Annotated in this window: 23 protein-coding genes and 3 tRNA genes; 12 read left to right on the forward strand and 14 right to left on the reverse strand. The window is 74.8% G+C overall.

The genetic code is table 11. The features are described 5' to 3' along the window. The first annotated feature begins 37 nt into the window (after window positions 1-37). Window positions 38-970, forward strand: coding sequence for a PAC2 family protein (locus FHX73_RS20075; RefSeq protein ID WP_145906310.1), 933 nt, complete (start codon window positions 38-40; stop codon window positions 968-970). An 83-nt stretch (window positions 971-1053) separates the two neighbouring features. Continuing rightward, window positions 1054-2001: an SGNH/GDSL hydrolase family protein gene (locus FHX73_RS20080; RefSeq protein ID WP_145906311.1), complete on the forward strand. Its 948-nt coding sequence runs from the start codon at window positions 1054-1056 to the stop codon at window positions 1999-2001. A 12-nt stretch (window positions 2002-2013) separates the two neighbouring features. Here FHX73_RS20080 and FHX73_RS20085 read toward each other — a convergent pair whose 3' ends face one another. Next, window positions 2014-2769 (reverse strand): AraC family transcriptional regulator, encoded by a 756-nt coding sequence (locus FHX73_RS20085; RefSeq protein WP_145906312.1) that lies wholly within the window; start codon window positions 2767-2769, stop codon window positions 2014-2016. A gap of 54 nt (window positions 2770-2823) precedes the next feature. Between FHX73_RS20085 and FHX73_RS20090 the strand changes: the two genes are divergently transcribed. Next, window positions 2824-4080 (forward strand): MFS transporter, encoded by a 1257-nt coding sequence (locus FHX73_RS20090; RefSeq protein ID WP_145906313.1) that lies wholly within the window; start codon window positions 2824-2826, stop codon window positions 4078-4080. Here FHX73_RS20090 and FHX73_RS20095 read toward each other — a convergent pair. Further along, the gene (locus tag FHX73_RS20095; RefSeq protein ID WP_145906314.1) at window positions 3977-5263 is read right to left on the reverse strand and encodes an MFS transporter; all 1287 of its coding nucleotides are present in this window, start codon (window positions 5261-5263) and stop codon (window positions 3977-3979) included. The genes FHX73_RS20090 and FHX73_RS20095 overlap by 104 nt on opposite strands. Continuing rightward, window positions 5260-5865 carry a winged helix-turn-helix domain-containing protein gene (locus FHX73_RS20100; RefSeq protein ID WP_145906315.1) on the reverse strand — a complete coding sequence of 202 codons (606 nt, stop codon included), beginning with the start codon at window positions 5863-5865 and terminating at the stop codon, window positions 5260-5262. The genes FHX73_RS20095 and FHX73_RS20100 overlap by 4 nt, the downstream gene beginning before the upstream one ends. Before the next feature lie 131 nt (window positions 5866-5996). On the opposite strand from FHX73_RS20100, the gene FHX73_RS20105 reads away from it, so the two are divergent. The 3 genes from FHX73_RS20105 to FHX73_RS20115 all read left to right on the forward strand — a co-directional run bounded on the left by FHX73_RS20105 (window position 5997) and on the right by FHX73_RS20115 (window position 10486). Beyond that, window positions 5997-7316 (forward strand): deoxyguanosinetriphosphate triphosphohydrolase, encoded by a 1320-nt coding sequence (locus FHX73_RS20105; protein WP_170305077.1) that lies wholly within the window; start codon window positions 5997-5999, stop codon window positions 7314-7316. A 49-nt stretch (window positions 7317-7365) separates the two neighbouring features. After that, window positions 7366-9261 carry a DNA primase gene (gene dnaG, locus FHX73_RS20110; protein WP_145906317.1) on the forward strand — a complete coding sequence of 632 codons (1896 nt, stop codon included), beginning with the start codon at window positions 7366-7368 and terminating at the stop codon, window positions 9259-9261. 103 nt (window positions 9262-9364) lie between these two features. Next, entirely contained in the window at window positions 9365-10486 is a 1122-nt protein-coding gene (locus FHX73_RS20115) for an RNA polymerase sigma factor (protein WP_246213606.1), read from the forward strand. A gap of 41 nt (window positions 10487-10527) precedes the next feature. Here the strand turns inward: FHX73_RS20115 and gad are convergent, their stop codons facing one another. From gad to FHX73_RS20130, 3 genes are all read right to left on the reverse strand, one after another. After that, window positions 10528-11937 carry a glutamate decarboxylase gene (gene gad / locus FHX73_RS20120; RefSeq protein ID WP_145906319.1) on the reverse strand — a complete coding sequence of 470 codons (1410 nt, stop codon included), beginning with the start codon at window positions 11935-11937 and terminating at the stop codon, window positions 10528-10530. A gap of 43 nt (window positions 11938-11980) precedes the next feature. Next, window positions 11981-13417, reverse strand: coding sequence for an FGGY family carbohydrate kinase (locus FHX73_RS20125; RefSeq protein ID WP_145906320.1), 1437 nt, complete (start codon window positions 13415-13417; stop codon window positions 11981-11983). 81 nt (window positions 13418-13498) lie between these two features. After that, window positions 13499-13804 carry a hypothetical protein gene (locus tag FHX73_RS20130; RefSeq protein WP_246213607.1) on the reverse strand — a complete coding sequence of 102 codons (306 nt, stop codon included), beginning with the start codon at window positions 13802-13804 and terminating at the stop codon, window positions 13499-13501. A gap of 226 nt (window positions 13805-14030) precedes the next feature. Here FHX73_RS20130 and FHX73_RS20135 point away from each other — a divergent pair. Together FHX73_RS20135 and FHX73_RS20140 are read left to right on the forward strand one after the other, a co-directional pair. After that, window positions 14031-14103, forward strand: a tRNA-Asn gene (locus tag FHX73_RS20135). Between the two features lie 47 nt (window positions 14104-14150). Next, window positions 14151-14226 (forward strand) — tRNA-Asn (locus tag FHX73_RS20140). 74 nt (window positions 14227-14300) lie between these two features. Here the strand turns inward: FHX73_RS20140 and FHX73_RS20145 are convergent. Next, window positions 14301-15059 (reverse strand): trypsin-like serine peptidase, encoded by a 759-nt coding sequence (locus FHX73_RS20145; protein WP_145906321.1) that lies wholly within the window; start codon window positions 15057-15059, stop codon window positions 14301-14303. A 103-nt stretch (window positions 15060-15162) separates the two neighbouring features. After that, complete coding sequence (locus tag FHX73_RS20150) at window positions 15163-16038, reverse strand: trypsin-like serine peptidase (protein ID WP_246213608.1); 876 nt, start codon at window positions 16036-16038, stop codon at window positions 15163-15165. 235 nt (window positions 16039-16273) lie between these two features. Between FHX73_RS20150 and FHX73_RS20155 the strand changes: the two genes are divergently transcribed. Together FHX73_RS20155 and FHX73_RS20160 are read left to right on the forward strand one after the other, a co-directional pair. Further along, window positions 16274-16347: transfer RNA gene (locus tag FHX73_RS20155), tRNA-Ile, on the forward strand. Window positions 16348-16597: 250 nt separating this feature from the next. Beyond that, on the forward strand, window positions 16598-16921 hold the full coding sequence (locus FHX73_RS20160) for a hypothetical protein (RefSeq protein ID WP_145906322.1): 324 nt from the start codon (window positions 16598-16600) through the stop codon (window positions 16919-16921). Between the two features lie 7 nt (window positions 16922-16928). Here the strand turns inward: FHX73_RS20160 and FHX73_RS20165 are convergent, their stop codons facing one another. From FHX73_RS20165 to FHX73_RS20190, 6 genes are all read right to left on the reverse strand, one after another. Further along, on the reverse strand, window positions 16929-17978 hold the full coding sequence (locus tag FHX73_RS20165; RefSeq protein ID WP_145906323.1) for a C40 family peptidase: 1050 nt from the start codon (window positions 17976-17978) through the stop codon (window positions 16929-16931). Between the two features lie 84 nt (window positions 17979-18062). Further along, a complete protein-coding gene (locus FHX73_RS20170; RefSeq protein ID WP_145906324.1) occupies window positions 18063-18950 on the reverse strand; it encodes a M56 family metallopeptidase in 888 nt (295 codons plus the stop codon). Further along, window positions 18947-19321, reverse strand: a complete 375-nt coding sequence (locus FHX73_RS20175; RefSeq protein WP_145906325.1) for a BlaI/MecI/CopY family transcriptional regulator — start codon at window positions 19319-19321, stop codon at window positions 18947-18949. The genes FHX73_RS20170 and FHX73_RS20175 overlap by 4 nt, the downstream gene beginning before the upstream one ends. A gap of 69 nt (window positions 19322-19390) precedes the next feature. Continuing rightward, entirely contained in the window at window positions 19391-19675 is a 285-nt protein-coding gene (locus FHX73_RS20180) for a hypothetical protein (RefSeq protein WP_145906326.1), read from the reverse strand. A 31-nt stretch (window positions 19676-19706) separates the two neighbouring features. Then, window positions 19707-21302, reverse strand: coding sequence for an LCP family protein (locus FHX73_RS20185; protein ID WP_145906327.1), 1596 nt, complete (start codon window positions 21300-21302; stop codon window positions 19707-19709). Between the two features lie 182 nt (window positions 21303-21484). Further along, complete coding sequence (locus tag FHX73_RS20190; protein WP_145906328.1) at window positions 21485-23125, reverse strand: FtsW/RodA/SpoVE family cell cycle protein; 1641 nt, start codon at window positions 23123-23125, stop codon at window positions 21485-21487. A gap of 242 nt (window positions 23126-23367) precedes the next feature. On the opposite strand from FHX73_RS20190, the gene FHX73_RS20195 reads away from it, so the two are divergent. Next, a complete protein-coding gene (locus FHX73_RS20195) occupies window positions 23368-23727 on the forward strand; it encodes an ArsR/SmtB family transcription factor (protein WP_145906329.1) in 360 nt (119 codons plus the stop codon). After that, a complete protein-coding gene (locus FHX73_RS20200; RefSeq protein ID WP_281292692.1) occupies window positions 23720-26335 on the forward strand; it encodes an HAD-IC family P-type ATPase in 2616 nt (871 codons plus the stop codon). Before FHX73_RS20195 ends, FHX73_RS20200 begins: the two co-directional genes overlap by 8 nt. The last annotated feature ends 26 nt before the right edge of the window (window positions 26336-26361 follow it).

Here is a 26361-nt window from a genome sequence, read left to right on the forward strand (position 1 = left end):
GGTAGGTAGGACCGACGAGAAACGGGTTGGGTGCGCGGTGCGTGATCCCGGGGAGCTGTACGAACTGGAGCCGCAGGGCATGGCGGCGCTGGAGGCCGCGCGGGCCGGCCTGGCGGAGGGCCTGGTGCTGCTCTACCACTTCGAGGGGTTCATGGACGCCGGCGAGGCCGGCGGCCAGGTGGTGGCCCACCTGCAGGAGCAGGGGAGCCCCGTGGTGGTCGCCCGGTTCGACCACGACCGCCTGGTGGACTACCGGGCCCGCCGCCCGGCGATGACCTTCGACCGGGAGAGCTGGATCTCCTACGACCCGCCGGAGCTGCTGGTGCAGCTCGTGCAGGACGCCACCGGCAGCCCGTTCCTGCTGCTCACCGGCCCGGAGCCGGACGTCGAGTGGGAGGCCTTCGCGGCCGCCGTGCGGCGCCTGGTGGACGAGTTGGGCGTGCGGCTCACGGTCGACTTCCACGGCATCCCGATGGGCGTGCCGCACACCCGCCCGGTCGGCCTGACCCCGCACGGCAACCGCCTGGACCTGGCGCCCGGTTACCCGCGCTGGTTCGAGCGGGCCCAGGTGCCGGGCAGCGCGCAGGCCCTGGTCGAGTACCGCCTGGCCGAGTCCGGCCACGACGTGCTGGGCCTGGCCGTGCACGTGCCGCACTACGTGGCCCGCTCGCCCTACCCGGCCGCCGCGGTGGTGATCCTGGAGGCCGTGCAGGCCGCCTCCGGCCTGGTGCTGCCGGGCCTGGCGCTGCGCGGCCGGATCGGCGAGGTCTACGCCGACATCGAGGAGCAGCTCTCGCACGGCGACGGCGAGCTGCGCTCGGCGATCCGCGGCATGGAGAGCCAGTACGACGCGGTGGCCGGCGCCGAGGACCGGGAGAGCCTGCTCGCCGAGACCACCGAGCTGCCCTCGGCGGACGAGCTGGGCCGGCAGTTCGAGCAGTTCCTGGCCGAGCACGAGCAGGGCGACTAGCCGGGCCGCGACCGGCCGCGACCGCCGGGCCGGCGGGTCGGGCGGTCGGAACCAATGCCGGGCGGCGGCGCGTTGGGGCGGGTGTGATCCATCGACTGAGGCTGTTGGGGCTGCTGGCCGCGCTGTGCGCGCTGGCCGGCTGCGCCACGGGGGGCAGCCGACCGGCACCGGGGCCGTCCAGCGCCCCGCCGAGCCCGCGGGCCTGGGTGCCCGGCGGGCCCTACGTGGCGCTCGGTGACTCCTACACGGCGGGCGACAAGGTGCGGCCGGCCGGCAGCGGTCCGCAGGGCTGCGGCCGGTCCGCCGTCAACTACCCCGCGCTGGTGGCGCACGACCTGGGCCTGTCCGGGGACCAGTTCACCGACGTCAGCTGCACCAGCGCCACCACCGCCGACCTGACGGGGGCTCAACAGGTGACCGGCGGGCCCAACCCGCCGCAGCTGGACGCGCTCTCCGACCGGACCAGGCTGGTCACCGTCGGCATCGGCGGCAACGACGCGGACTTCACCGCGGTGGTCCAGCAGTGCGCCGAGCAGGGCCTGCTCCGCCTGGTGGACGCGGCGCACGGCGACTCGCCCTGCAAGGCGCACTACACCGCGTCGGACGGCACCGACCAGCTGGCCGGGTTGCTGGACACGGTCGGGCAGCGGGTCGCCGCGGTGCTGCACCAGGTCACGGCGCGGGCCCCGGGCGCCAAGGTCTTCGTGGTCGGCTACCCCGCCCTGCTGCCCGCCGACCCGGCCGCCTGCTACGGCACCCTCGGGCCCACCGTGACCAAGGGCGACCTGGCCTTCCTGAGCGACCACGAGCAGCAGTTGAACACGCTGCTCAAGCAGCAGGCCGCGGCCGTCGGCGCGGTCTACGTGGACACCTACACCCCCTCCCAGGGCCACGACATGTGCGCCGGCCGGTCGGCCCGCTGGGTGGAGCCCCCGCTGCCGGCCGACGGGCTGGCCCCGCTGCACCCCAACGCGGCCGGCCAGCAGGGCATGGCCGACGCGGTGCTCGGCACCGTCCGGGCGACCCGCTGACCGCCCGCGGGCTCAGCCGCCGGCCGTGCGGCCCGGCCGCTGCCGCCCGGGCGTGCTGCCGAAGGCGTGCCGGTAGGCCTCGATGAAGGCGCTGGGGGAGCGGTACCCGCAGGCCGCCGCGGTAGCGGTGACCGAGCGGCCCTCGGCCAGCAGCACCAGCGCGTGGTGCAGCCGCAGTTGGGCCCGCCACTGCGGGAAGCTCAGCCCCAGCTCGCGCCGGAACAGCCGGCTCAGGGTGCGCTCGCCCGCGCCGACCGCGTGGCCGAGCTGGGCCAGCGTGCGGTCGTCGGCGGGGTCGGCGAGCAGCAGGTCGGCCAGGTCGCGCAGGCGCGGTTCCTGCGGCAGCGGCAGGGCCAGGGCGGGCTCGGGGGCGGGCCGCAGCTGGTCCAGCGCCGCCTGCTCCAGGGTGCGGGCGGGCCGGCCGACCGGTGCCCCGGGCCCGGTGAGCACCGCGATCAGCTCGTGCAGCAGCGGGGTGACCACCAGCACCGTCGGCCCGGTCAGCCGCAGCGGGTTGGTCCGCGGCTGGAACACCAGGCAGCGCAACTCGCTCGGGCCGTAGGCCTGGTGGGTGTGCGGGGTGCCGGCGGGCAGCCAGACCGCGCGGTGCGGCGGCACCACCCAGCTGCCCTGGGTGGTGGTCACCCGGAGCACCCCGAGGCCGGGCGCGACCAGCTGGTTGACCTCGTGGTAGTGCCAGTCCACCCGTTCCCGGTCGGCGAGCGGACGGCGGACGGCTCCCTGCGGCTCCTGGCGGGTTATCGACACAACTTGGCAGAGTAGCGGAAGCCCGCAGACCCGTCCGCCCGCCAGGCTGGGCCCATGACGACCACGACGACGATGACGACCGCGGCGGGCGGCGGGACCGGGATCTGGCGCCGGATGCGGGTGTGGGGCGCGGCGCACGCCGTGGACGACCTCTACCAGGGCCTGGTGCCCGCCGTGGTGCCGTACTTCGTGCTGGAGCGCGGCTACGGCTACGTGGCGGCCGGCGGGCTGACCCTGGCCGCGACGCTGGGCAGCGCCGTGCCGCAGCCGGCGATCGGGCTGGCCGTGGACCGCTGGCGGCTCTCCTGGCTGGCGGGGGCCGGGGTGGCGCTGGCCGGGCTCGGGGTGGGCCTGTCGGGGCTGGCCGGCAGCTATCCGCTGGTCTGGGCGCTGGTGCTGCTCTCCGGGCTCGGGGTGGCGATGTTCCACCCGGCGGCCGGCAAGGCGGCCCGGGAGGCGGCGGGGGAGAGCACCGCGGCGATGAGCGTCTTCGCGGCCGGCGGCAGCGTGGGCTTCTTCCTGGCCCCGGTGCTGGCCACGCCGCTGCTGGTGGCCTGGGGCGTGCGGGCCACCGCGGTCTTCCTGCTGCCCGCGCTGGCCATGGCCGTGGTGCTGCACCGGCGGCGCGACCGCCCGGCGGCACTGGCCGGCGGGGCCGCGCGGCGCGCGGGGAAGGACCGCTGGGGGCCGTTCCTGGTGCTCACCGGGGTCGAGGTGGTCCGCTCGGTGGTCTTCTCCGGAATCAACACGTTCATCGAGCTGTACTGGCTGCGCCACCTGCACTCCTCGCACCTGCTCGGCGGGGCGGCGCTGACCTGCTTCCTGGCCGGCGGGGTGGCGGGGACCCTGGGGGGCGGCCGGCTGGCGGACCGGATCGGCATGGTCCGCACCGCGCAGTGGGGCACCGCGCTGACCGTCCCGGCGCTGCTGGCGCTGCGGCTGACCCCGGGTCAGTACCCGCCGCTGCTGTTCGCGGTGCTGACGGGGGCCGCGCTGAACCTGCCGTTCGCGGTGCTGGTCAAGCTGGGGCAGGACTACCTGCCGAACCGGCCGGGCACGGCGGCCGGGGTGACGCTGGGTCTGGCGGTGAGCATCGGCGGGCTGATCGCGCCGCTGCTCGGGCTGGTGGCCCAGGGGCACGGGCCGCAGGGGGTGCTGGCGGTGCTGCCGGCGGTGCCGGTGCTGGGGGTGCTGCTCGGGGTCTTCCTCAAGGAGCCGGGACGGTCATCGGCGAGTCCGGCAGGTCCCGGTGGCGCCGCACCGGGGACAGCAGCAGGGTCGCCGCGGCCAGCGGGACACCCGCGCAGCTGAGCCACATCGCCGGGCCCAGGCCCAGCGTCTGGCCGAGCACGCCGGCCAGCAGGGCGCCCAGCGGCATCGTGCCGTAGACCACGACGGCGGTGGTGGCACTGATCCGGCCGAGCAGTTCGGCGGGCACGTAGCGCTGGTTGAAGGTGGCCCGCAGCACGTTGCCGGCCACCACTCCGGCCGAGACGGTCATCCCGCCGGCCAGGTAGCAGAGCGTCCCGGCGCCCCGGCCGGTGAGCGGGATCAGCAGGACCGGCGCCGGCAGCACCAGTTGGAAGAGGAGCGTCGCCCGGGCGGTGCCGAGCGCGGCGCCGACCCGGCGGGCCACCGCCGCGCCGCCGATGCCGCCGACGCTGGCGGCGGCGACGAGGACGCCGATCAGGCCCTGGGAGAGGTGGACCCGGTCCAGCAGGAAGATCACCAGGATCGACTGGTAGGCGGTCAGCGCCAGGTTGGACAGCCCGCCGAAGCAGAGGAAGGCGCGCAGCCAGCGGTCCCGCAGCACCAGCCGCAGCCCCTCGCCGACCTCCTGGCGCAGGCTGCGCCGGGCCGCCGACGGCCGTTCCTCGCGCGCCTTGATCCGGGAGGTGCTGAGCAGCGAGACCAGGAAGGTGGCGGTGTTGGCGAGCAGGCCGTTGACCGGCCCGAAGGCCTGGGCGAGGGTGCCGCCGGTGCCGAGCCCGAGCAGTTGGGCGGCGGAGGCGCTGCCGTGCAGCTTGGCGTTGCCCTCGGCGCGGTCCGGCTCGGGGACCACGGCGGGCAGCAGTGCGGTGTAGGCGGTCTGGAAGAAGACGCCGGAGGTGCCGGCCAGGAGGGCGACCACGAGCAGCTGCGGCAGGCCGAGCACGCCGAGCGCGCCGGCCACCGGGACGGAGAGGTAGAGCAGCAGCGAGCAGAGTGCCGAGACCAGCATCACGGTGCGGCGGGGCAGCCGGTCCACCCAGGCGCCGGCCGGCAGGCCGACCAGCAGCCAGGGCAGCCAGGCGGCGGCGGTCAGCGAGCTGGTGGCGAGCGGTCCGGCGTGCAGCACGGCGGCGGCGGTCAGGGGTAACGCCAGGCCGGTGACCGAGGAGCCGTACTTGCCGCTGACCTCGCCGAGGTACAGCATCCGGAAGTCGCGGTTGCGGCGCAGCAGGCCGGGGGTGCGGCCGGGCCGGGTGGCCGGGCGCTGGGCGAGCAGGGTCATCGCGGGTCCTCGTCGGTGTCGTCGAGCATCGACAGGGTCTGGAACTGGATCAGCACGGGGCGGGCGTCCGGTGGCACCGGCGCGTCCGGGTCGGGCACGTGACGCCGGATCACTTCGAGGATCTCGGCGCCGAGCGCGGAGAGCTGGGCGGGCGTCATCCGCACGTCGCCCCAGTCGGACATGTTCCCGGCGCCCACCCACTCCGGCGGGACCGGTGAGGCCAGTGCCCGGGCCGCGCGCCGGAAGCTGCGCTCCAGGTAGTGGCGCTTGTAGACGTCCAGCGCGGCGCTGGTGGCCGGGTCCGGGACGAGTTCGGCGGAGTTCACGTTGAGGGGGGTGCGCACCCGGCGCCACCAGCGCTCGCGCTTGGTGCCCCGGCCGTGCTCCTCCTCGATGAAGCCGTGCTCGGCGAGGTGGCGCAGGTGCCAGCTGACCGTGCCGGTGTTCTCGCCGAGCCGGTCGGCGAGCCGGGCGGAGGTGGCCGGGCCCTCGTCGGTGAGCAGGTCGAGGATCCGCATCCGCAGCGGGTGGGCGAGCGCCCGCAGGCTGCGCGGATCGACGGTGCGGCCGGGGGGCCGCTGGGGGGTGGGTTCCTCGTTCACGGCACAGACACTAGCTTGCAGAGAGTTCTCTGCATAGGGATATCTGCAGAGAACTCTCTGCAAGTTGCCGTCAGCGCGTGTTCGCCGCCGCGTCACCGGTGGCGCGTACCGTGTCGGTGATGGACGACGCGATGATCGACGACCCGCAGGGTGACGACCTCACGACCGACGACTGGGCCGACGCCCGCTGGGTGCCCGAGCCCGACAAGCGGCCCGGCCGCACCGCCTTCCAGCGCGACCGCGCCCGGGTGCTGCACTCCGCGGCCCTGCGCCGGCTGGCCGGCACCACCCAGGTGGTCGCCCCGATGCGCAGTGACTTCCCCCGCACCCGGCTCACCCACTCGCTCGAATGCGCCCAGGTCGGGCGGGAGTTGGGGGCCGCGCTGGGCTGCGACCCGGACCTGGTGGAGACCGCCTGCCTGGCCCACGACCTGGGTCACCCGCCGTTCGGCCACACCGGCGAGGAGGCGCTCAACGAGGCCGCGGCGGCCTGCGGCGGCTTCGAGGGCAACGCCCAGTCGCTGCGCATCCTCACCCGGCTGGAACCCAAGCGGTTCGCCCCGCTGGACGAGCAGCCGGCCCGGCTCGCCCCCTGGCCCGGCCGCAGCGTCGGCCTCAACCTGACCCGGGCCGCGCTGGACGCCGCCACCAAGTACCCCTGGTCGCGCGGCGGCCACCCCACCGACCCGGACTCGTCCAAGTTCGGCGTCTACGCCGACGACCTGCCGGTCTTCCGCTGGCTGCGCACCGGCGCCCCGCAGGGCCGCAAGTGCTTCGAGGCCACCGTGATGGACTGGTCCGACGACGTCGCCTACTCCACCCACGACGTGGAGGACGGCATCTACGCCGGCCACATCGACCCCGCCGCGCTGCGCAGCCCGCAGGAGCGGGCCGGGCTGTTCGCGGTCGCCGAGCGGTACGCCCCGGGCACCGGGCCGGCCGAGTTCGCCGCCGCGCTGGACCGTTTGCTGGCCGAGGAGTGGTGGCCGCGCGGCTACGACGGCACGCCGCGCTCCCGGGCCGGCCTGAAGGACCTGACCAGCCAGCTGATCGGCCGGTTCTGCCAGGCCGCCGAGCAGGCCACCCGGGCCCGCTACGGCCCGGGCCGGCTGACCAGGTACGCGGCCGAGCTGGTGGTGCCGCGCGAGGTGCGGCTGGAGTGCGCGGTGCTCAAGGCGGTCGCGGTGCGCTACGTGATGCAGCGCGACGAGCAGGCCCAGCTGCGGGCCCGCCAGCGGGTGGTGATCGGCGAGCTGGCCGAGCAGCTGTGGCGGCGGCTGGCGGCCGGCGACCCGACCGAGCTGGATCCGGTCTTCCACGCCCAGTACCGGCACGCCCCCGACGACGCGGCCGCGCTGCGCGCCGTGGTCGACCAGATCGCCAGCCTCACCGACGCCTCCGCGCTGGCCCTGCACGCCCGGCTGACCGGTGCGGGGGCCGCCGCCGGCTGACCGGCCGGCACCACCGCGGTTCGCCGGGCGGACCACGTAGAATTCCGGGGTGGCCGGGCGGATCAGGGACGAAGACGTACAGCGAGTGCGCGACGCGCTGCCCATCGACGTGGTCGTCGGCGACTACGTGCAGCTCACCAACGGTGGCGGCGGCCAGCTGAAGGGCGTCTGCCCGTTCCACGACGAGAAGTCCGCCTCCTTCTACGTCAGTCCGAGCAAGGGCGTCTTCCACTGCTTCGGCTGCCAGGAGAGTGGCGACACGATCTCCTTCCTGATGAAGATCGAGCACTTCTCCTTCGCCGAGGCCGTGGAGCGGATGGCCGCGCAGGCCAACATCACGCTCCGCTACGAGGAGGGCGGCTACTCCAGCCGCGGCCAGCAGGGCGAGCGGACCAGGCTGGTCGAGGCGCACAAGGCCGCCGCCGCCTACTACCGCGAGCAGCTGGAGGGGCCGGAGGCGGAGATCGGCCGGGCCTTCCTGGCCGAGCGCGGCTTCGACGCGGCCGCCGCCGAGCGGTTCGGGGTCGGCTACGCCCCGGCGGGTTGGGAGCACCTGGTCCGCCACCTGCGGGGCAAGGGCTTCACCGACAAGGAGATCCTGCAGGGCGGCCTGGCCTCGCAGGGCCAGCGCGGCGGCCTGATCGACCGGTTCCGCGGCCGGCTGGTCTGGCCGATCCGGGACGCGGCGGGCGAGGTGGTCGGCTTCGGCGCCCGCCGGCTGCGCGAGGACGACAACGGGCCGAAGTACCTGAACACCCCCGAGACCCCGATCTACAAGAAGTCGCACGTCCTCTACGGCATCGACCTGGCGAAGAAGGAGATCGCCAAGTCCGGCCGGGCGGTGGTGGTCGAGGGCTACACCGACGTGATGGCCTGTCACCTCGCGGGCGTGACCACGGCGGTGGCCACCTGCGGCACCGCGTTCGCCGAGGACCACATCAAGATCATCCGCCGCCTGCTGATGGACACCTCGGCCTACCGGGGCGAGACCGTCTTCACCTTCGACGGCGACGCGGCCGGCCAGAAGGCCGCGCTGCGCGCCTTCGAGGACGACCAGAAGTTCGCCGCCCGCACCTCGATCGCGATCAGCCCCGGCGGCATGGACCCGTGCGAACTGCGGCTGGCCCAGGGCGAGGAGGCGGTCCGCGAGCTGATCGCCAACCCGGTGCCGCTGTTCGAGTTCGCGCTGCGCAGCACGGTCGCCCGGCACCGGGTGGACTCGGCCGAGGGCCGGGCCGCCGCGCTGGAGGAGGCCGCGCCGATCGTCGCGAAGATCAAGGACCCGTCGATCCGGCACGAGTACGCCGTCCAACTGGCCGGCCTGCTCGGCATCCTGGACGAGCAGTTCGTGGTCCGCCGGATCGCCCAGATCTCCCGCTGGCAGCGCGAGACCCCGCAGCAGCAGCGCGGCCAGGCGGTCCGGCCGGCGCCCGTGGCGCCGCCGGCCCCGCCGCAGTTCCGGATCGACCACCGCGACCCGGCCCGGTTCGTCGAGCGCGAACTGCTCAAGCTCGCGCTCCAGCACCCGCAGCTGGTCAGCCCGGCGTTCGACCAGTACGGCGAGGACGAGTTCCCGCCGCCGCCCTACGCGGCGGTGCGCCGGGCCATCGCCAAGGCCGGCGGCACCACCTGGGGCGCCACCGTGCCCGGCTTCCTCGACCTGGTCCAGGAGGCCGCCGAGGACGCCCGGGTCCGTTCCCTGGTCACCGAGTTGACGGTCGAGCCGGTCCGCACCCGGCGCAAGCCGGACGAGCTCTACGCCGGCGAGTTCCTGGTCAAACTGCGCCGCGCCTCGGTCGGCCGCCGGGTCGCCGAGGTCCGGGCCCACCTGCAGCGCCTGGGCAACCGGGCCACGCCCGAGGAACTCACCCCGGTGCAGCAGGAGCTGTGGGCCCTTCAGCAGTACGACGACAACCTGCGCACCCGCGGCGCCTCCGGCCTCTAGCGGGCCGTGCACCGGTGTGGCGCGGCGCACACCGGAAGGGCCACACTGAAAGGGTCTCAGTCCGTCACGCGTCGGGCCCCACGGTCCGCGGAGGGTGGGCCACTTGGAGATCGCCAGAACGGCCGCCGAAGTGCTCGACCAGACAGCGCCCGACCAGCCGGTCCTCGGCCGAGGAGTGCCTGGACCGCGGTCGGCCGAGGACCGTGACGAACCGCCGGAGCGGCTCCCGGACGAGCGGTCCGAGGAGGAGCCGGAGGAGGATGCGGACGAGTCGGGGCCCTCGGAAGCCGTGCCCGCGGCGCACGAGGGCAGCGGCCCGGCCGCCGACCTGTTCCGCCAGTACCTGCGCGAGATCGGCCGGATCCGCCTGCTCACCGCCGCCGAGGAGGTCGAGCTGGCCCGCCAGGTGGAGGCGGGCCTGTTCGCCGAGCAGCACCTGCGGCGGCACGGCCTGCCGCAGGGCCCGCTGGCCGACGAGCTGGACCAGCTGGTGGTGCTCGGCCGCACCGCCAAGCGCCGGCTGATCGAGGCCAACCTGCGCCTGGTCGTCTCGGTGGCCAAGCGCTTCGTCGGCCGCGGCCTGACCATGCTCGACCTGGTCCAGGAGGGCAACGTCGGCCTGATCCGGGCGGTCGAGAAGTTCGACTACACCCGGGGCTACAAGTTCTCCACCTACGCGACCTGGTGGATCCGGCAGGCGATGAGCCGGGCGCTGGCCGACCAGGCCCGCACCATCCGGGTCCCGGTGCACGTGGTCGAGCTGATCAACCGGGTGCTGCGGGTGCAGCGCGCGCTGCTCCAGGAGCGCGGCACCGAGCCCAGCCCGGCCGAGGTGGCCGGGCTGCTCGAACTCACCGAGGCCCGGGTCCGCGAGGTGCTGCGGCTGGCCCAGGAGCCGATCTCGCTGCACGTGCCGGTCGGCACCGAGGAGGACGTGGCGCTCGGCGACTTGATCGAGGACGCCGACGCCGCCGAGCCCGCCGAGAGCGCCACCTTCCTGCTGCTGCGCGAGCACCTGGAGGCCGTGCTGGCCACCCTCGGCGAGCGCGAGCGCAAGGTGGTGGAGCTGCGCTACGGGCTGGCCGACGGCCGGGTGCGCACCCTGGAGGAGATCGGGGTGCTGTTCGGCGTGACCCGGGAGCGGATCCGCCAGATCGAGTCCAAGACGCTGGCCAAGCTGCGCGCCAACGCCTTCGCCGACCAGCTGCGCGGCTACCTGGACTGACGGCCGGTCAGTGCCGACCGGCCGTCAGTGCCGACGGGCCGTCAGTGGTGGAAGGCGCTCTCCCCGTCGATCCCGAGCCGGCTCGCCGGCCCGGGCTGCGCCTGGAGCTCGGGCAGCAGCCGGGTCAGGTCGGCCAGCAGCATGTCGGCCAGGTCCAGGCTGAACCCGTTGCGGCAGACCACCCGGAGCACCGACAGGTCGGTGCGGTTCTCCGGGAAGGTGTAGGCGGGCACCTGCCAGCCGCGCTCGCGCAGTCGGCGGGAGACGTCGAAGACGTCGAAGGCCGTCACCCCGTCGGCCACGGTGAAGGCGAAGACCGGCAGTTCGTCGCCGCGGGTGAGCAGCCGGAAGCTGCCGAGCTGCTCGATCCCGCGGGCCAGGTGCCGGGCCACGTGCCGGCAGGACTGCTGGACCGCCCGGTAGCCCTCGAAGCCGAGCCGCAGGAACTGGTAGTACTGCGCGACCACTTCGGCGCCCGGCCGGGAGAAGTTGAGCGCGAAGGTGGGCATGTCGCCGCCCAGGTAGTTGACCTTGAAGACCAGCTCCTCGGGCAGCGCCTCCTCGTCCCGCCACAGCGCCCAGCCGACGCCGGGGTAGACCAGGCCGTACTTGTGGCCGGAGGTGTTGATCGAGGCCACCCGGGGCAGCTGGAAGTCCCAGACCAGGTCACTGTCCAGGAAGGGCGCGACCATGCCGCCGGAGGCGCCGTCCACGTGCACCGGGACGTCCAGGCCGGTGCGCTGCTGGAGGTCGTCCAGGGCGGCGCAGATCTCGGCGACCGGCTCGTAGGAGCCGTCGAAGGTGGAGCCGAGCACGCCGACCACGCCGATGGTGTTCTCGTCGACCAGCGCGAGCGCGGACTCGGCGTCCAGGTGGAACCGCTCGCCCTCCATCGGGGCCAGCCGGCACTCCACCTCCCAGAAGTTGCAGAACTTCTCCCAGCAGACCTGGACGTTGGCGCCCATCACCAGGTTGGGCCGGGCGCCGGCGTCGTAGCGCTCCTGGTTGCGGCGCATCCACCGGCGCTTGAGGGCCAGGCCGGCCAGCATGCAGGCCTCGCTGGAACCGGTGGTCGAGCAGCCCACCGCCCGGTCCGGGTCGGGCGCGTGCCAGAGGTCGGCCAGGATCGCCACGCAGCGCCGCTCCAGCTCGGCGGTCTGCGGGTACTCGTCCTTGTCGATCATGTTCTTGTCGAGGCACTCGGCCATCAGCTTGTCCGCCTCCGCCTCCATCGAGGTGGTGACGAAGGTGGCCAGGTTGAGCTTGGCGTTGCCGTCGAGCATCAGCTCGTCGTGGATCAGCTGGTAGGCGACGTGCGGCGGCAGCGGCAGGTGGTGCAGCTTGTGCTTGGGCGGGGCCTGGCGCATCGCGCCGATCGGATCGGCCTCGCCCAGCAGGGCGTTGACGGACAGTCGGCGGTCGGAGCTCGTTCCCTTGTGCAGCGGCGCCATTCCTCGGATGCCCTTCGTGGGGAGGTCCTTGATCCTCCCCACGCTAGGCCATCTCGGCGATCTCCGGGTGCACTTGATCGCGGACCACGCCGTACTGCTGACGGATCGCCTTGCCGAACGGCTGGTCCGGCTCGGGCTCCACCACGGTGGCGTCCGGCAGCTCCCACTGCGGCGGCTCGGGCGTGCCGGCCAGGGCCCAGGCGGCCTGCCGGGCGGCGCCGCGGGCCGCGTGGTCGCCGGCCGGCGGTATCACCACCGGGACGTCGAAGACCAGCGAGGCGATCTCGCGCACCGCGGGCAGTCGGCCGACCGTGCCGAGCAGGAAGACCCGACGGATCGTCACCCCCTGGGCGCGCAGGGTGTCCAGCGCGTCCGCGATGTTGCAGAGCATGCCCTCGACGGCGGCCCGGGCCAGGTGCTCGGGCTGCATCGCCTCGGCCCGAAGGCCCGTCAGGGTGCCGGCGGCGTGCGGCAGCCGGGGCGTGCGCTCGCCCTCCAGGTAGGGCAGCAGCACCAGCCCGTAGGCACCGGGGGTGGAGCGCAGGGCCAGCTCGCTCAGGCCCTCCAGGTCGCGGCCGAGCAGGTTGGCGGTGGAGCGCAGCACCCGGGCCGCGTTCAGCGTGCCGACCATCGGCAGGTGCCGCCCGGTCGCGTCGGCGAACGAGGAGACGGTGCCGGCCGGGTCGATCACCGGCTCGTCGTGCACCGCGAAGATCGTGCCGGTGGAGCCGAGCGAGACCACGGCGTCGCCCGGGCGCAGGCCCAGGCCCAGCGCGGCGGCCATGTTGTCGCCGGTGCCGGCCGAGATCAACAGGCCCTCCGGGGTGTGCCCGGCCGGCTCGTTGGGCGCCAGCACCTCGGGCAGCCGGGACAGCTCGTGGCCGAGCGCCAGCTCCACCAGGTCCTGCCGGTACTCGCCGGTGATCGGCGACCAGTAGCCGGTGCCGGAGGCGTCGCCCCGGTCGGTGGTGCGGCGCTGCGGGTGGCCGAGCAACTGCCAGACCAGCCAGTCGTGCGGCAGCAGCACCTCGGCGATCCGGCGCGCGTTGGCCGGCTCGAACTCGGCCAGCCAGCGCAGCTTGGCGATGGTGTAGGTGGCGGCCGGCACCGCGCCGATCGCGGCCGTCCAGGCCGCCGGGCCGCCGAGCGCGTCCGTCAGGTGGGCGGCGGCCCCGGAGGAGCGCGGATCGGTCCACAGCAGCGCCGGGCGGACCAGCACGCCGCCCGCGTCCAGCCCGATCAGGCTGTGCTGCTGGGCGGAGACGCCGATCGCCCGGACCCCCTCCAGCAGCCCGCCGTGCGCCGCCTCGCCGAGCGAGTGCAGCCAGGACTGCGGATCCGCCTCGGTGCTGCGGGCCCGGGACGCCTCGGAGTCCGGGTGCGCGGCCTTGCCCGAACGCAGCACCTCGCCGGTGTCCGCGTCACACGCGACGATCCTGGTCCGAGTGGTGGAGCTGTCGATGCCCGCGACGATGGCCATGGAAGAGATCATGCCGCAGCCGGGGCGGCGGTTCCGGGCGCCCCGGCCAAGTGTTGCCCACTCGGTACAGACCGTAGGCGGTCAGGAGCGGACGGTGCCCCAGCTGTCGTCCTCCGGGCCGCGGCTGAAGTACGGCACCCGGTCGGTGATCGCGTCCGGGAGCTTCTCGCCGACCTTGCCGGTGACCGCGCCGACCGCCTTCCCGGCCGCGGCGCCGGCCGACTCCCGGGCCCGCTGGGTGGCGTCCCGCACCACGGGGTGCCGGGCCACCTTCTGCGCGGCCGCGGCCAACTGCTCGTAGCGCTGCCGGCCGGCCCGGGCACCGAGCACGTACCCGGCTGCGGCCCCCACGATGAACGACACCTTCCACATGTTCTCGGCCTCCACCCTCGTCTCCGGGCACCTGCCGCGGTGCCCTACCCTTCCCGGCCGCCCGCGAACCACGGCCGTTCGTCACCCAGCATCCCCGGCGCCGGGCCCGGTCGCCCGACGGGCGCGCCGACCTGGTGCGCAGCCGTTCCGCCGCGGAAGCGATTGGCGGACCACCCCCCGGGATGCGCTAATGTATGTCCCGCAGCAAGCGCCCGCGCGGCGCGAGCGGCACCCAACTCAATCCCGCATAGCTCAATTGGCAGAGCAGCCGGCTGTTAACCGGCAGGTTTTTGGTTCGAGTCCAAATGCGGGAGCTCAGGAAGCCGGTCCGGGATCACCCGGTTCGGCCCTGGTGAAGCGGTCCCCCATAGCTCAATTGGCAGAGCAGCCGACTGTTAATCGGCAGGTTATTGGTTCGAGTCCAATTGGGGGAGCCAGCGAGTGGAAGCCCTCCGGCCGGTGGCCGGGGGGCTTCCGGCGTTCCGGGGCGCCGACCGGGAGCCGGGGCGGGTCAGCCGCCGACGGCCTGCTGGAAGAGCGAGCTCACCCGGCCGTCGAAGCTGACGCTGTAGGAGGTGTCGGGGGTGTCCCCGCCCTGCTGGTAGCCGCCGATCACGCCGACCAGCTGCCCGTCCGCGCTCAGCCAGGGACTGCCGCTGGTGCCGTCGGAGAAGCCCGCGCAGTCGAACCGCTCCTGGGTGGCGCTCTGCGCGGTGGTCCGGGTGGTGCAGGTGATCGGCTCCTCGTGGTCGTACGGGTAGCCGGTGACGGTCACCGAGAGGTCGAAGCCCCGGTTGACGCCGAGCGGGGTGCCGCCGCCCACCGCGTCCTCGATCTGCTGGCCGCCCAGCGGGTCGACGGTGAGGAAGGCCACGTCGTACTCCGGGTCGGCGTCGTCCTGCCAGTGCTGGTCCACCGTCACCTTGCTGACGTGCCAGTCGCCGAGCGGGGCGGAGCCGTCCCGGTAGCCGGGGGCGAAGGCGAGGTCGCCCATCGGGCCCTCGCCGGACTGGTAGACGCAGTGCGCGGCGGTGACCAGCAGGTCGCGGTTCGGGCTGTCCACCACGCTGGCGGTGCAGGAGCGGGCATCGCCCTGGTCGGTGAGGCGCAGCACGCCGATCCGGGCGTTCACCCCGTCCGAGCCGGCCGTGACCGCGGTGATCCCGGGGTGCGGCCGGGCGGTGGCCCCCATCGCACCGCACCCGGTGGCGGCGAGGACGCCGAGCAGGGCGGCGCCGGTGCCCGCCGCGCGCCGCAGCCGCCGCGCCATCCGTTCCCCCCGGGTCTCCTGGGTGCGCCCGGCACGTCCGTGCGCACGGGTCGGCCCCAAGATCTACCAGGATCGACCGTCCGCGCACCAGCCCCGGGGTGGTTCAGGCGGTCGCCCGGTCGTAGAGCGCCTGCACGGCGTCGCCGAAGTAGCTGCTGTAGGAGGTGTTCGGGGTGTCCCCGCCCTGCTGGTAGCCGCCGATCACGCCGATCACGGTGCCCGTGTGGGTGGCGGGGTCGAAGCCGGTCACCCACGGGCTGCCGCTGGTGCCGCCGGTGTAGTCGGGGCAGTCGATCCGCAGCTGGGTCGGGCTCTGCTCGGTGGTGGCGTTCATGCAGGTGATCGGCACGTCCGCGCTGCTCGGGTAGCCGGTCAGCTTCACCGGCAGCTGGTAGCCCTGGTCGGTGCCGAGCTTGTTGGCGCCCAGCACCTGCTGCACCTGCTTGCCGCCCTGCGGCTGGACGATCGCGAAGGCCACGTCCAGGTCCTGGTTGCCGCTGTCGGCCCAGCTCTGGTCGACGGTGATCGCGGCCAGCGGCCAGACCCCGTTGGGCGCGTCGCCGTCGCGGTAGCCGGGCACGAAGACCAGGTCGTCGCGCTGGCCGACGCCGGGGTCGTAGACGCAGTGCGCGGCGGTGACGATCAGGTTCTGGCCCGCGCTGTCCACCACGCTCGCGGTGCAGAAGTGGTCGCCGCCGGCGTTGTTGGTGAAGACCGCGCCGACCAGGGCGTTCTGCGTGGTGGGGGAGGCGGTCCTGGTCGTGTCCTTGTGCTTGTCGAAGGCGGCCAGGAAGCGCTGCCGGTTCCAGCCGGCCGAGTGGCTCGGACCACCGCCGGGGGAGGCGGAGTGGACGGTGCTTGCGCTCGCGCCGGTCGCCTGCCCACTGACCGGCCCGCTGCTCGTGATCCCGCCCGTGCCGCAGCCGGCGAGCGGCAGCAGCGCGGCGGTCAGCGCGAGTGCCGTCCTGCGCACCGTCATGCGACGTCCTTTCAGGCCCCGTACCCCGCGCCCAGCTTCACCCGCCCCCACCCCCGGTGCCATCCGTGCACCCACGGTCACCGGCACCCGGACCCGGGAGCGCACTCGTGGTGCGCCCCCGGCGCGCACCACGGCTGATCGACCGGATATGCTGCCCGAGGCGGCCCTGCGGGGCCGTCTGTGCTGCACCGGACCCACCACTGTGGTGGTCGGGACCCGACTGCGGACGAGGTGTGGGGCGGTAGCTCAGCCGGTTAGAGCAGGGGACTCATAATCCCTGGGTCGTGGGTTCGAGTCCCACCCGCCCTACTCAAGATCCTGAGGGGTCGTCAGCGAAATCCTGGGGTTGACCAGCGAGAACACCCTCACCTCTGGCGCAGATCCTAGGGCATGACGGGGGCCGCACGGCGTCGCCCGGGCGCAGATTCACCCGTACAGCCGACAGGGCGGACGCGGTGGCGCCGCAGGGGCCGTGGACAACGGGGTGACCACCGCCGTACGGGTGATCTTTCCGGGATCGAGTTGTATGCGGATGGTCGCGGTGTGTGATCTTGGGCGCATGCGACGTACCGCTCTCACGCTGCTCATCGCCGCCGCCACCCTGGTCGGGGTCGCCGCCGCGCCCGCTCAGGCCGCCACCGGGAAGGTGGTGGTCTTCTCCAACGAACTGACGCCGCTCAAGGTCTACGACAACCCGCACGGGTGCAACCAGGTGCCCGCCACCGCGCACACCCTCTCCAACGAGACCGACGGCACCATCAAGGTCTTCGCCGACCCGTTCTGCACCCTGCCCGCCTCGCTGCCGCTGACCGGCTCGATCGGCGAGCTGCCCGCGAACTACGGCACCCACGTGACCGGGGTGGGCAGCTTCTGGGCGTCCTGACGGGTGCTCAGGGGCGGACCGCGCCCATGTAGGAGGGCATCGCGTCGATCGGCAGGACGGTGACGTTCTTGCCGGTGCGCGGCGCGTGGATCATCTGGCCGTTGCCGATGTAGATGCCCACGTGGTGCAGGTCGCCGTAGAAGAAGACCAGGTCGCCAGGCTGGAGGTCGGCCCGGGCGATCCGCCGGCCGGCGTTCCACTGGTCCTCGGAGACCCGGGGCAGCGAGACGCCGGCGGCCCGCCAGGCGGCCCCGGTCAGGCCCGAGCAGTCGAAGGAGCCGGGGCCGGTCGCGCCCCAGACGTAGGGCTTGCCGAGCTGGGCGTAGGCGAACTGGACGGCCGCCGCGGCCCGGCCGCCGGCGGGCACGGCGGGGGTGTCGGGGCGGTCCGCGGAGCGCCCCGCGCGGGCGCCGGTCCCCGAGGTCGGGTCGGCGGCGTTGACCGCGGCCCGGTCGGCGGGGGTGAGCCGGTTCAGCAGCTGCTGGGCCTGGTCGAGCTTCGCCTGGACCTGCCGCTTCTCCTCGGCCAGCTGCTTGCCGGCCGCGTCGAGCTCGGCGAGCCGGTCGGTGGCCTCCTTGCGGTCCTGGTCGAGCGAGCGCTGCTCGCGGGCCAGCTGGCGGAGCAGGCCGGCCTGGGTGCTGGAGACCTGGTCCTGGGTGGCCGCGCGCTCCAGGTACTCGTCGGGGGCGGCGTTCAGCAGCAGCTGCACCGAGGGGTCGATGCCGCCGCCGCGGTACTGCTGGGCGGCGAAGGCGCCGAGCCCGCCGCGCAGTTGGTCCGTCTTCTGCTGGGTGGCAGCCACCCGGTCCTGGAGCCGGCCGGTGGTCTGCTGGAGCCGGTCCTGCTTCTCGCGCAGCCCGTTGTACTTCTCGATCGAGGACTCGGCCTGCTCGTTGAGCTGGTCCACCTGCTGCTTCACGCCGGCGACCGTGGGCGCCGGTTCGGCGCGGGCCGGGACGGCCGCGGCCAGCGCGGCGGTGGAGGCGGCGGCGGTGCCGAGCAGCACGCGCCGCAGCGGACCGGCGGTGGTGGGCCTGGGCTTGCGGCGGGTTCCCACGGCGACGACCTCTTTCTTCTAAGCTACTTAGTAACTTAGTAGATGGAGAGTGGGGTCCGGCAAGAGGGGTCGTCAGGCGGGCCGTCAGGGACCGCAGGCGAGCAGCACCGGGAGCGCCGGGAGCAGCCCCGCCAGCGCCCAGCAGCCGACCCGCCGCGGGGCGGACAGCGGCGGCGCGGCGGCGAGCAGGCGGTGCACCCGGGCGACCGCGCCGACCTCGCCGGCGGCCAGCGCGCCGCCCGGGGCACGGCCGGCGGCCACCGTGTACAGGGCGGTGGCCAGGGTGCGCGGGGCGCACTGCCGCAGCGCCCGGTCGTCGGCCGCCATCTCCACCAGCAGCGCCACCTGCTCCGCCGCGGCCCGGGCCAGCGGCAGGCCGGGCAGCGCCCGGGCGAGCGCCCCGGCGGCGCCGCTCAGCAGGTGGTGACGGCCCCTCAGGTGGGCCCGCTCGTGCGCCAGCACGGCGGAGCGCTGCGCCGGGTCGAGCAACGCGACCGCGCCGCTGGAGAACACGATCCGCCCGCCCCGCCCGGGCACGCACCAGGCGGCGGCCCGCTCGTCCGGCACCGTCCACCAGCCGGCGCCCGCCTCCTGACGGGCCACCAGGTCGAGCACCAGCCGGTGCCGGGCGCGGGCCCGGGCGGCCCGCAGCCAGCCGGTGGCCACCACCGCGCCGGCCGCGCCCAGCACCGCCGCGCCGAGCAGCAGCGCCCGCCAGTGCCCGGCCGGGCCCTCCACGGTCTGCTCGGCGTCCCGGGCCAGCCAGTGGACCGTTGGGCCGGCCAGGTGCCCGGGCTCGCTGAGCACGTGCGCCGTCATCGCCAGCGCGCCGGCCAGCCCCAGCCAGAGCCCGGCCCACAGCACCACCGCGGTGCGCGGCGCCCGCGCCACCCAGCGGGCCCGGGCCAGCCACCGGGGCGCGGCCGTGCCCAGCACCGTCCCGTAACCGGCCAGCAGGAGCAGCACGGTCACCGGGCGCCGCCCTCCGCTTCGGAGTGCTCGCCGAGGGCGGCGCGCAGGGCGGCGGCCTCGGCGGGGGTGATGGCGTCGACGAAGTGCAGCAGCGCGGCACGCGGGTCGGGGGCCTCGCCGAGCACCTCGCGCATCAGGGCCGCGGTGTGCTCGGCCCGGGTGCGGACGGGCTGGTAGAACCAGGCCCGGCCCTCCTTGTGCCGGCGCAGCAGCCCCTTGCGGTGCAGGATGTCGGCGACCGTGTTGACGGTGGTGTAGGCGACCGGCCGGGTCCGGTTGAGGTCGTCCACCACCTCGCGGACGGTGGTCGGCCGCTCCCGGTCCCAGAGCCGTTCCATGATCTCGGCCTCCAACTGCCCCAGCCCCTGCACCGCGGCCGCTCCTCTCCGCACTCCCGGACCCGCACCGAACCCGCACTCACCCGCACCCGCGAACCGGGCTCAGCCTAGGCGCTCGGCCAGCCAGCGGGCGCCGCGCACCAGGGCCGCCCGGCGGCGGGCGCGGCGCGAGTTGAACCGCGCCTGGGCCGGGATCCGGCCCGGCGGCGCGGCGGCGAGCCCGGCCAGCCGGGCGGCGGCGCGGGCCAGGTCGGCCCGGAGCCGCCGGTGCCGGGCCGGATCGGTGGCGTGCTGCAGCGCGGCGTGCAGCCCTTCGACCTCGGCGACGGCGGCGGCCAGTCGCAGTGAGTCCGCGGTGTCGGTGGACCGGCGGTCCCCCCAGGGCATGGTCAGTGGTGTTCCTTTCCGGTGGAGCGGTTCAGCCGTAGCTGAGTCCGGCGCACGGGTCGGCGTCGGCCGCTCGGAGGTTCTGGGTGATCCCGCTCGGCACCGACCCGGTCGGGGTGGTGGCGGTCGGGCTGGGCGTCTCGGTCCCCTCGGTCCCCGTTCCGGCGCCGGGGGCGGTGGTGGCGGTGGTGGCCGTGGTGGCCGCGTAGTCGGCCCCCAGGGTGAGGGTCAGCGTCGTGACCGCCGGGTCGGCCCGCAGTTCGGCGCCGGGGTAGTAGCGGGCGAGCTGCTCGGCCGCGGCCTGCTGGCCGGCCTGGTAGCCGATCCCGGTGACGGCCCGTTGGATCCCGTCCGGGTCGACCGTCACGTTCTGGTAGCCCTTGGCCCGCAGCTCCTGCGCGGCCTGCACCGCGAGCCCGGGGGTGCGGCTGCCGTTCTGCACGGTGATCGGCACGGACAGGTCGCCGCCCGGGCTCGCGGTGGCCGGTGCCGGGGTGCCGGGGCCCTGCCGTCCGGTGTTCCGCCCGTCCAGCGTGCGGTCCTGACGGAGCATCGTCCAGAGCGTGTCGGCGTCCGGGTGGACCAGCGCGACCCGCTCCCCGGCGTACCGCCAGGGCGCGGTGACGAAGGCGAGGTCGGCCAGCCGGACCGAGCGCAGCGAGCGGATGAACGAGGCCAGCTTCATCGGGCTGCCCAGGTCCTGGTCCACCGTCAGCGACCGGGTGGCCGCGTCGGCCAGCGGCAGCAGGGTGGTCAGGTCGAAGCCCTGGTCCTGCACCTTCTGGGCCAGCGCGGCCAGGAAGGCCTGCTGGCGGCGCATCCGGCCGATGTCCGAGCCGTCCCCGATCCCGTGCCGGGCCCGGACGAAGTCGAGCGCGGACTGCCCGCTGACGGTCTGCAGGCCCTTCTTCAGGTGGATGCCGTAGGAGTCCACCTCGTTCGGCACGCAGACCCGCACCCCGCCGACGGCCGAGGTCATCGCGGCGAAGCCCTTGAAGTCCACCACGACGGTGTGGTCGACCCGCAGCCCGGTGAGCGCCTCCACGGTGTTCTGGCTGCACGCCGGGTTGCCGTTCGGGGCGGCGCCCAGGGAGAAGGCCGAATTGAACATCTGGTCGTGCTGCGGCTCGGTCCACCGGCCGCTGGGCAGCAGGCAGGGCGGGATGTCCACCAGCGAGTCGCGCGGGATCGAGACCGCGACGGCGTGCCGGTGGTCGGCGTAGACGTGCAGCAGGATCGCGGTGTCCGAGTTGCCCACCCCGATGTCCCCGCCGGCCAGCTGGTCGTTGCCGTTGGCCCGGCTGTCCGAGCCGAGCAGCAGCACGTTGACCGGGGTGTTGCCGGACGGGTCGGCCGGCCCCACCGGCGGCCGGGTGCCGGCCACGCCGGCGCTGGAGAAGATCGACAGGTTGCCGTCCAGCCGCTCGTAGAACCAGAAGCCCGCTCCGGCGGTGGCCAGCACCAGGGCAGCCGCCGTCACCCCGGCGGTCTTCGCCAATCGGCGGCGCCGTGGGTGGGCTGAGGGCGCGTCAGGCCCTACGCTGGTGTTCTCCGCGTTCTCCTCCGCCTTCTCCTGCGCCTTCCGCCGCTCGTGCTGCTTCCCGGGGCGGGCCTCGGGGTCGGTCATGGGGTCGTCTCCGTGCGGTTGCCGGCTCAGCGGCGACCCGGTGGCTCCTGGGGCCGATCAGGAGGACACAGCGAACCGCCGATCTGGTTGCACACTTGCGCAATTTAGCAAGCATTGGGCACGCCGCACAGCCCCGACAACGGCATCGGGGCTGGATACGGCTATTCGGCGCAGGAAATCAGTCAGAACGTGGGGGCGTCCGGCACGGTCCCGGTTGACGGTCCGTCAGCGGGCCCGAAGCCCTGCCGCGGCGCCGGCTCGGCGTCCGGCGCCGGGTAGCCGCCCGCGGTGGGGTAGCCGGTCTCGGCGCCGGGGCGCGGGCCGCCGTGCAGGGTCGCCCGGCCGTGCACGGTCGGCGAGCCGTACGGCGGCGGGTTGCCCGCCCCGGCCGGCGGGGTGGCCCGCAGGTACATGGTGTCGGTGTCCCGCCGCTCGTGCGCCGACTCCGGCTCGCCGGCCGCCTGGGCCGGCACCGCGGCCGGCTTGGGCGGGGCGATGGTCCCGTTGGACTCGAACTCCGGCTCCAGCTCGTTGCGCCCGGCGGCGTCGCTGAGCTTCAGCATCAGCCCGGTGAGCAGCCAGTTGGCCAGCGTCGAGGAACCACCGGCGGCGAGGAACGGCAGCGCCTTGCCGGTCAGCGGCATCAGGCCGCTGACCCCGCCGACCACCACGAAGACCTGCAGCGCCACCGCGCTGGCCAGGCCGGTCGCGAGCAGCTTGCCGAACGGGTCGGAGAGCGCGACCGCGGTCTTCAGCCCGCGCTGCACGAAGAGCCCGTAGACCAGCAGCACGGCGGTGACGCCGGCCAGGCCGAGCTCCTCGCCGACGGTGGTGAAGATGAAGTCGCTGCGGCCGGCGAAGCCGATCAGCCAGGGCCGGCCGAGGCCCAGGCCGGTGCCGGTGAGGTGGCCGGTGCCGAAGCTGAACAGCGCCTCGGCGGGCTGGTTGGAGATCAGCGCCGGGTTGTGGTGCTGCTTGTAGATGTCCAGCGGGTGCAGCCAGGCCTCGACCCGGCCGTGCACGTGCGGCTCCAGGGTGCCGACCACGGCGGCGCCGCCGACCGCCATGATCATGCCGAGGACGGTCCAACTGGTCCGCTCGGTCGCCACGTAGAGCATCACGATGAAGACGCCGAAGAAGATCAGCGAGGTGCCCAGGTCGCGCTCGAAGATCAGCACCAGCAGGCTGATCACCCAGATCGCCAGCACCGGGCCGGCGTTGCGCCCGCGCGGCAGGCTCAGGCCCAGCACCTTGCGGCCGACCAGGGCCAGCGCGTCCCGGCTCATCATCAGGTAGCCGGCGAAGAAGATGCAGATCGCCAGCTTCACGAACTCGTCCGGCTCCACCTGCGGCAGGCCGGGCAGCTTGATCCAGCGCTTGGCGCCGAAGCTGTCGCTGGAGAAGAAGGCCGGCGCGGCCAGCAGCACCAGCGCGCCGACCATCACGATGTAGACGTAGCGCTGGAAGAACCGGTGGTGCTTGACGAAGACGATCATCGCCATCGCGGCCGCCACCGAGATGAAGAGGAACTGCACCTGGGACGGGGCGGTCGGGTACTTCTGGTAGGTGCCGGCGAAGGCGATCTTGTAGGACTCGTCCAGCCGGTTCAGCAGCACCAGGCCGAGCCCGTTCAGCAGCACCGCGCAGGGCAGGATCAACGGGTCGGCGTAGGGCGCGAACCGACGCATCACCAGGTGCGCGCCGAGCACCAGGGCGGTGAACGAGACGCCGTAGACCATCAGTCCGGGCGGCATCTTGTCGTTCATCGCCAGGTCGGCGTCGATGTAGGCGAACAGGCAGACCGCCAGCGCGAAGAGCAGCATCGCCAGCTCCACGTTGCGCCGCCGCTGGGCACCGCGACGCCCTTCCGACCGTTGGTCGGCCCGCTGGCTGCCTATCACACGAACTCCCCACCGCACGGCACACTGGACCGGCGAATTCTCGCACGCCGGACCTCCGCGACCGACCAGCGGCCCGCGCCGCCGGGGCGTGCGCCCGGCCCTTCGCGCCGGGGGGCGGCGCGGCTAGACTGAGCCGCCGGCCGACCAGGAGAGGGGCAGTACGGATGACGGGCTGGAACAGGCTCGAAGACCCCTCGCCGCAGCTGCTGCAGCAGGCCGCCGCCTCCTTCGGGCTGCTCGCCTCCACCATGCGGCTGCACATCGTCTGGGTGCTCAGCCAGGGCGAGGCCGACGTCGGCACGCTCGCCGACCGGGTCGGCGGCACCCTGCAGGCGGTCAGCCAGCACCTGGCCAAGCTCAAGCTGGCCGGCATCGTCTCCAACCGCCGCGAGGGCCGCCGCCAGGTCTACGAGGTCGAGGACCCGCAGGTCGCCACCCTGGTCCGACTGATGATCGAGAAGCTGGACGCCGCCGAGCCCACGGCGTTCGGCGAGGTCCGCCGACTCCGGGGCAGCGGTGTCTGACGGCGGGGCGCGCCTGCTCCCGCTGCCCGGCTCCCGGGCGGGGCGCGGCGCGTCCGGCCCGGTCGCCGCCCTGGGCAGCCCGGCCCGGCTCAGCCGGCTCCAGGTGCTGCGCGCGCTCGACAGCACCCCGCGCGGCCTGACCGAGGCGCAGGCCGAGCAGCGGCTGGTCGACCACGGCGACAACACCGTGCTGCCGCCGCCCGAACCCGGCCGCACCCGCCGGCTGCGGACCGCGCTGGGCGACCCCTTCACCGCGCTGCTCACCGGGCTGGCCGCGGTCTGCGCGCTGATCGGCTCCTGGGGCAGCGCCGCGATACTCGCCGTACTGGTGGGCGCCGCCTGCGCGTTGCGGCTGGCCGACGAACACCGCTCGGCCGCCGCGCTGGCCGAACTGCGCGCCCTGCTGCCCAGCACCGCCACGGTGCTGCGCCGGGCCGGCACCGCCGAGCCGCTCGCCCGCGAGCTGCCGGTCGAGCAGCTGGTGCCCGGTGACGTGGTGCGGCTGGCGGCCGGCGACGCCGTCCCCGCCGACCTGCGGCTGCTGCGCGCCGAGGGGCTGACGGTGGATCAGTCCGCGCTCACCGGCGAGAGCGAGCCGACGCCCCGCTCGGCCCCCGACCTGCCGCCGTCCGGCCCCGCCGACAGCCCGTTCGACGAACCGCACCTCTGCTTCACCGGCAGCACCGTGGTCACCGGCAGCGCCACCGCGCTGGTGCTGGCCACCGGCGCCGGCACCCGGTTCGGCGCCGCCCACCGGCCGGGCGGCGCGCCCGCCCCCGGCCGCTCGGCGGTCGAGCGCGGGGTGCGCCGCGCGGTGCGGGCGCTGGTGCTCTTCATGGTCGCGGCGGTGCCGGCCACGGTGCTGGCCGACACCCTGCTGCACGGCTGGAGCCGCGGGCTGCTGCCGTTCGCGGTGGCCGCCGCGGTCGGGCTGACCCCCGAGCTGCTGCCGGTGGTGGTCAGCTCGGTGCTGGCCGGCGGCAGCGCCGGGCTGCGCCGGCGCGGGGTGCTGGTCCGCCGGCTGCCGGTGATCGGCGAGCTGGGCGCGCTCGACGTGCTCTGCCTGGACAAGACCGGCACCCTGACCAGCGGTGAGACCGAGGTGCTGGGCGGTCTGGACCCGGCCGGTGAGCCGGACCCGGAGCCGCTGCGGTGGGCCGCCCTGGTGGCCGAGGCCGCGCTGCTGGTCGCCGAGCCGGGGCTGGCCGACCCGCTGGACGAGGCGCTGCTGGTGGCCGCCGACACCGCCGGACTGCTGGACGGCACCGAGCCGCCCGGCGCCGGCGAGGTGCTGCCCTTCGACCCGGTGCGGCGCACCGGCGGCGCCGTCTTCGCGGACGGGCCGCTGCGTCGCCGACTGGTGGTCAAGGGCGCGCCGGAGGAGGTGCTGGCGCGCTGCGCGGCACCGGACGACGCCCTGGCGCTGGTGGCCGAGCGGGCCGGGCGGGGACTGCGGCTGCTCGCGGTGGCCGAGGGCCCGGACGAGGCTGGGCTGCGGCTGCTCGGCTTCGTGGTGCTGCGCGACCGGCCGGTGGACGGCGCCGACCTGGCGCTGGCCGAACTGGCCGCGGCCGGCACCGCGCTCACCGTGCTGACGGGGGATCACCCGGCCACCGCGCTGCGGCTGTGCGAGCTGCTCGGGCTGGCCACCGACCGGGTGGTGCTCGGCGGCGAGCTGGCCGGGCTGACCGAGCAGGAGCTGGCGGCGGCGGCCGGCGGCGGGGCGGTCTTCGCCCGCTGCGACCCGGAGCAGAAGGCCGCCGTGGTGCGGGCGCTGCGCCGGGCCGGGCACACCGTCGGGTTCCTCGGCGACGGGGTCAACGACGTGCCCGCGCTGCGGGCGGCGGACGTCGGCTTCGCCACCCCGGGCGCGGTCGGCGCGGCCCGGGCCTGGGCGGACGTGCAGCTGGGCGGCGCGGGGCCGGGGCAGCTCGGGCCGAGCCTGGCGGCGGGCCGCGAGGCGGTCGCCCGGGTCGCCGCCTACCTGCGGATCGCGCTCTCCTGCAACCTGGGCAACGCGCTGTCGATGCTGGCCGGCGGGGTGCTGCTGCCGTTCCTGCCGATGCTGCCGGCCCAGGTGCTGCTGCAGAACATCTTCTTCGACGCGGCGCAGCTCTCGTTCGCCGTCTCGGGCCCGCCGATGCTGGACGGGCGCGGCACCGGGCCGGTGCGGCTGCGCTGGGGTGCGCTGGCCGCCTTCTCGGTGGTGTTCGGGCTGCTGAACTCGCTCTCCGACATCGCGCTGTTCGTGGCGATGCGGTGGGTCACCGACGGGTTCGCCGGGCGGTCGGCGGAGGGCATGTTCCACACCGCCTGGTTCGCCGAGAACCTGGTCACCCAGGCGCTGGCGCTGCCGGTGCTGTACGGGCTGGCCAGCGTGCGGCGGCGGCCGCCGCGCCCGGTCTGGGTGGCGGCGCTGGCGCTGGCGCTGGTGGGCGTGCTGCTGCCGTTGCTGCCGCTGGGCGGGCTGCTCGGCTTCGAGGGGCTGCCGGCCGTGGCCTACGGGCCGCTGGCGCTGGTGGTGCTGTTCTACCTGGCGATGCTGCTGGCCGCGCGCGGGCTCTGGCGGCGGTTGGCGGCGCGGGACCGGCGGCGTCGCCGGGGCTGAGCCCGGGCGGGGGGACCTCAGGCCTG

The organism is Kitasatospora viridis (genome assembly GCF_007829815.1).
In the GTDB taxonomy this organism is placed as follows: Bacteria; Actinomycetota; Actinomycetes; order Streptomycetales; family Streptomycetaceae; genus Kitasatospora; species Kitasatospora viridis.

Coding starts and splice junctions, on each gene's coding strand:
- FHX73_RS20090 (WP_145906313.1), top strand. CDS start 2,824: ATGACGACCACGACGACGATGACGACCGCGGCGGGCGGCGGGACCGGG.
- FHX73_RS20095 (WP_145906314.1), bottom strand. CDS start 5,263: ATGACCCTGCTCGCCCAGCGCCCGGCCACCCGGCCCGGCCGCACCCCC.
- FHX73_RS20105 (WP_170305077.1), top strand. CDS start 5,997: ATGATCGACGACCCGCAGGGTGACGACCTCACGACCGACGACTGGGCC.
- gad (WP_145906319.1), bottom strand. CDS start 11,937: ATGGCGCCGCTGCACAAGGGAACGAGCTCCGACCGCCGACTGTCCGTC.
- FHX73_RS20125 (WP_145906320.1), bottom strand. CDS start 13,417: ATGGCCATCGTCGCGGGCATCGACAGCTCCACCACTCGGACCAGGATC.
- FHX73_RS20145 (WP_145906321.1), bottom strand. CDS start 15,059: ATGGCGCGGCGGCTGCGGCGCGCGGCGGGCACCGGCGCCGCCCTGCTC.
- FHX73_RS20150 (WP_246213608.1), bottom strand. CDS start 16,038: ATGACGGTGCGCAGGACGGCACTCGCGCTGACCGCCGCGCTGCTGCCG.
- FHX73_RS20160 (WP_145906322.1), top strand. CDS start 16,598: ATGCGACGTACCGCTCTCACGCTGCTCATCGCCGCCGCCACCCTGGTC.
- FHX73_RS20180 (WP_145906326.1), bottom strand. CDS start 19,675: ATGCCCTGGGGGGACCGCCGGTCCACCGACACCGCGGACTCACTGCGA.
- FHX73_RS20185 (WP_145906327.1), bottom strand. CDS start 21,302: ATGACCGACCCCGAGGCCCGCCCCGGGAAGCAGCACGAGCGGCGGAAG.
- FHX73_RS20190 (WP_145906328.1), bottom strand. CDS start 23,125: ATGCTGCTCTTCGCGCTGGCGGTCTGCCTGTTCGCCTACATCGACGCC.
- FHX73_RS20195 (WP_145906329.1), top strand. CDS start 23,368: ATGACGGGCTGGAACAGGCTCGAAGACCCCTCGCCGCAGCTGCTGCAG.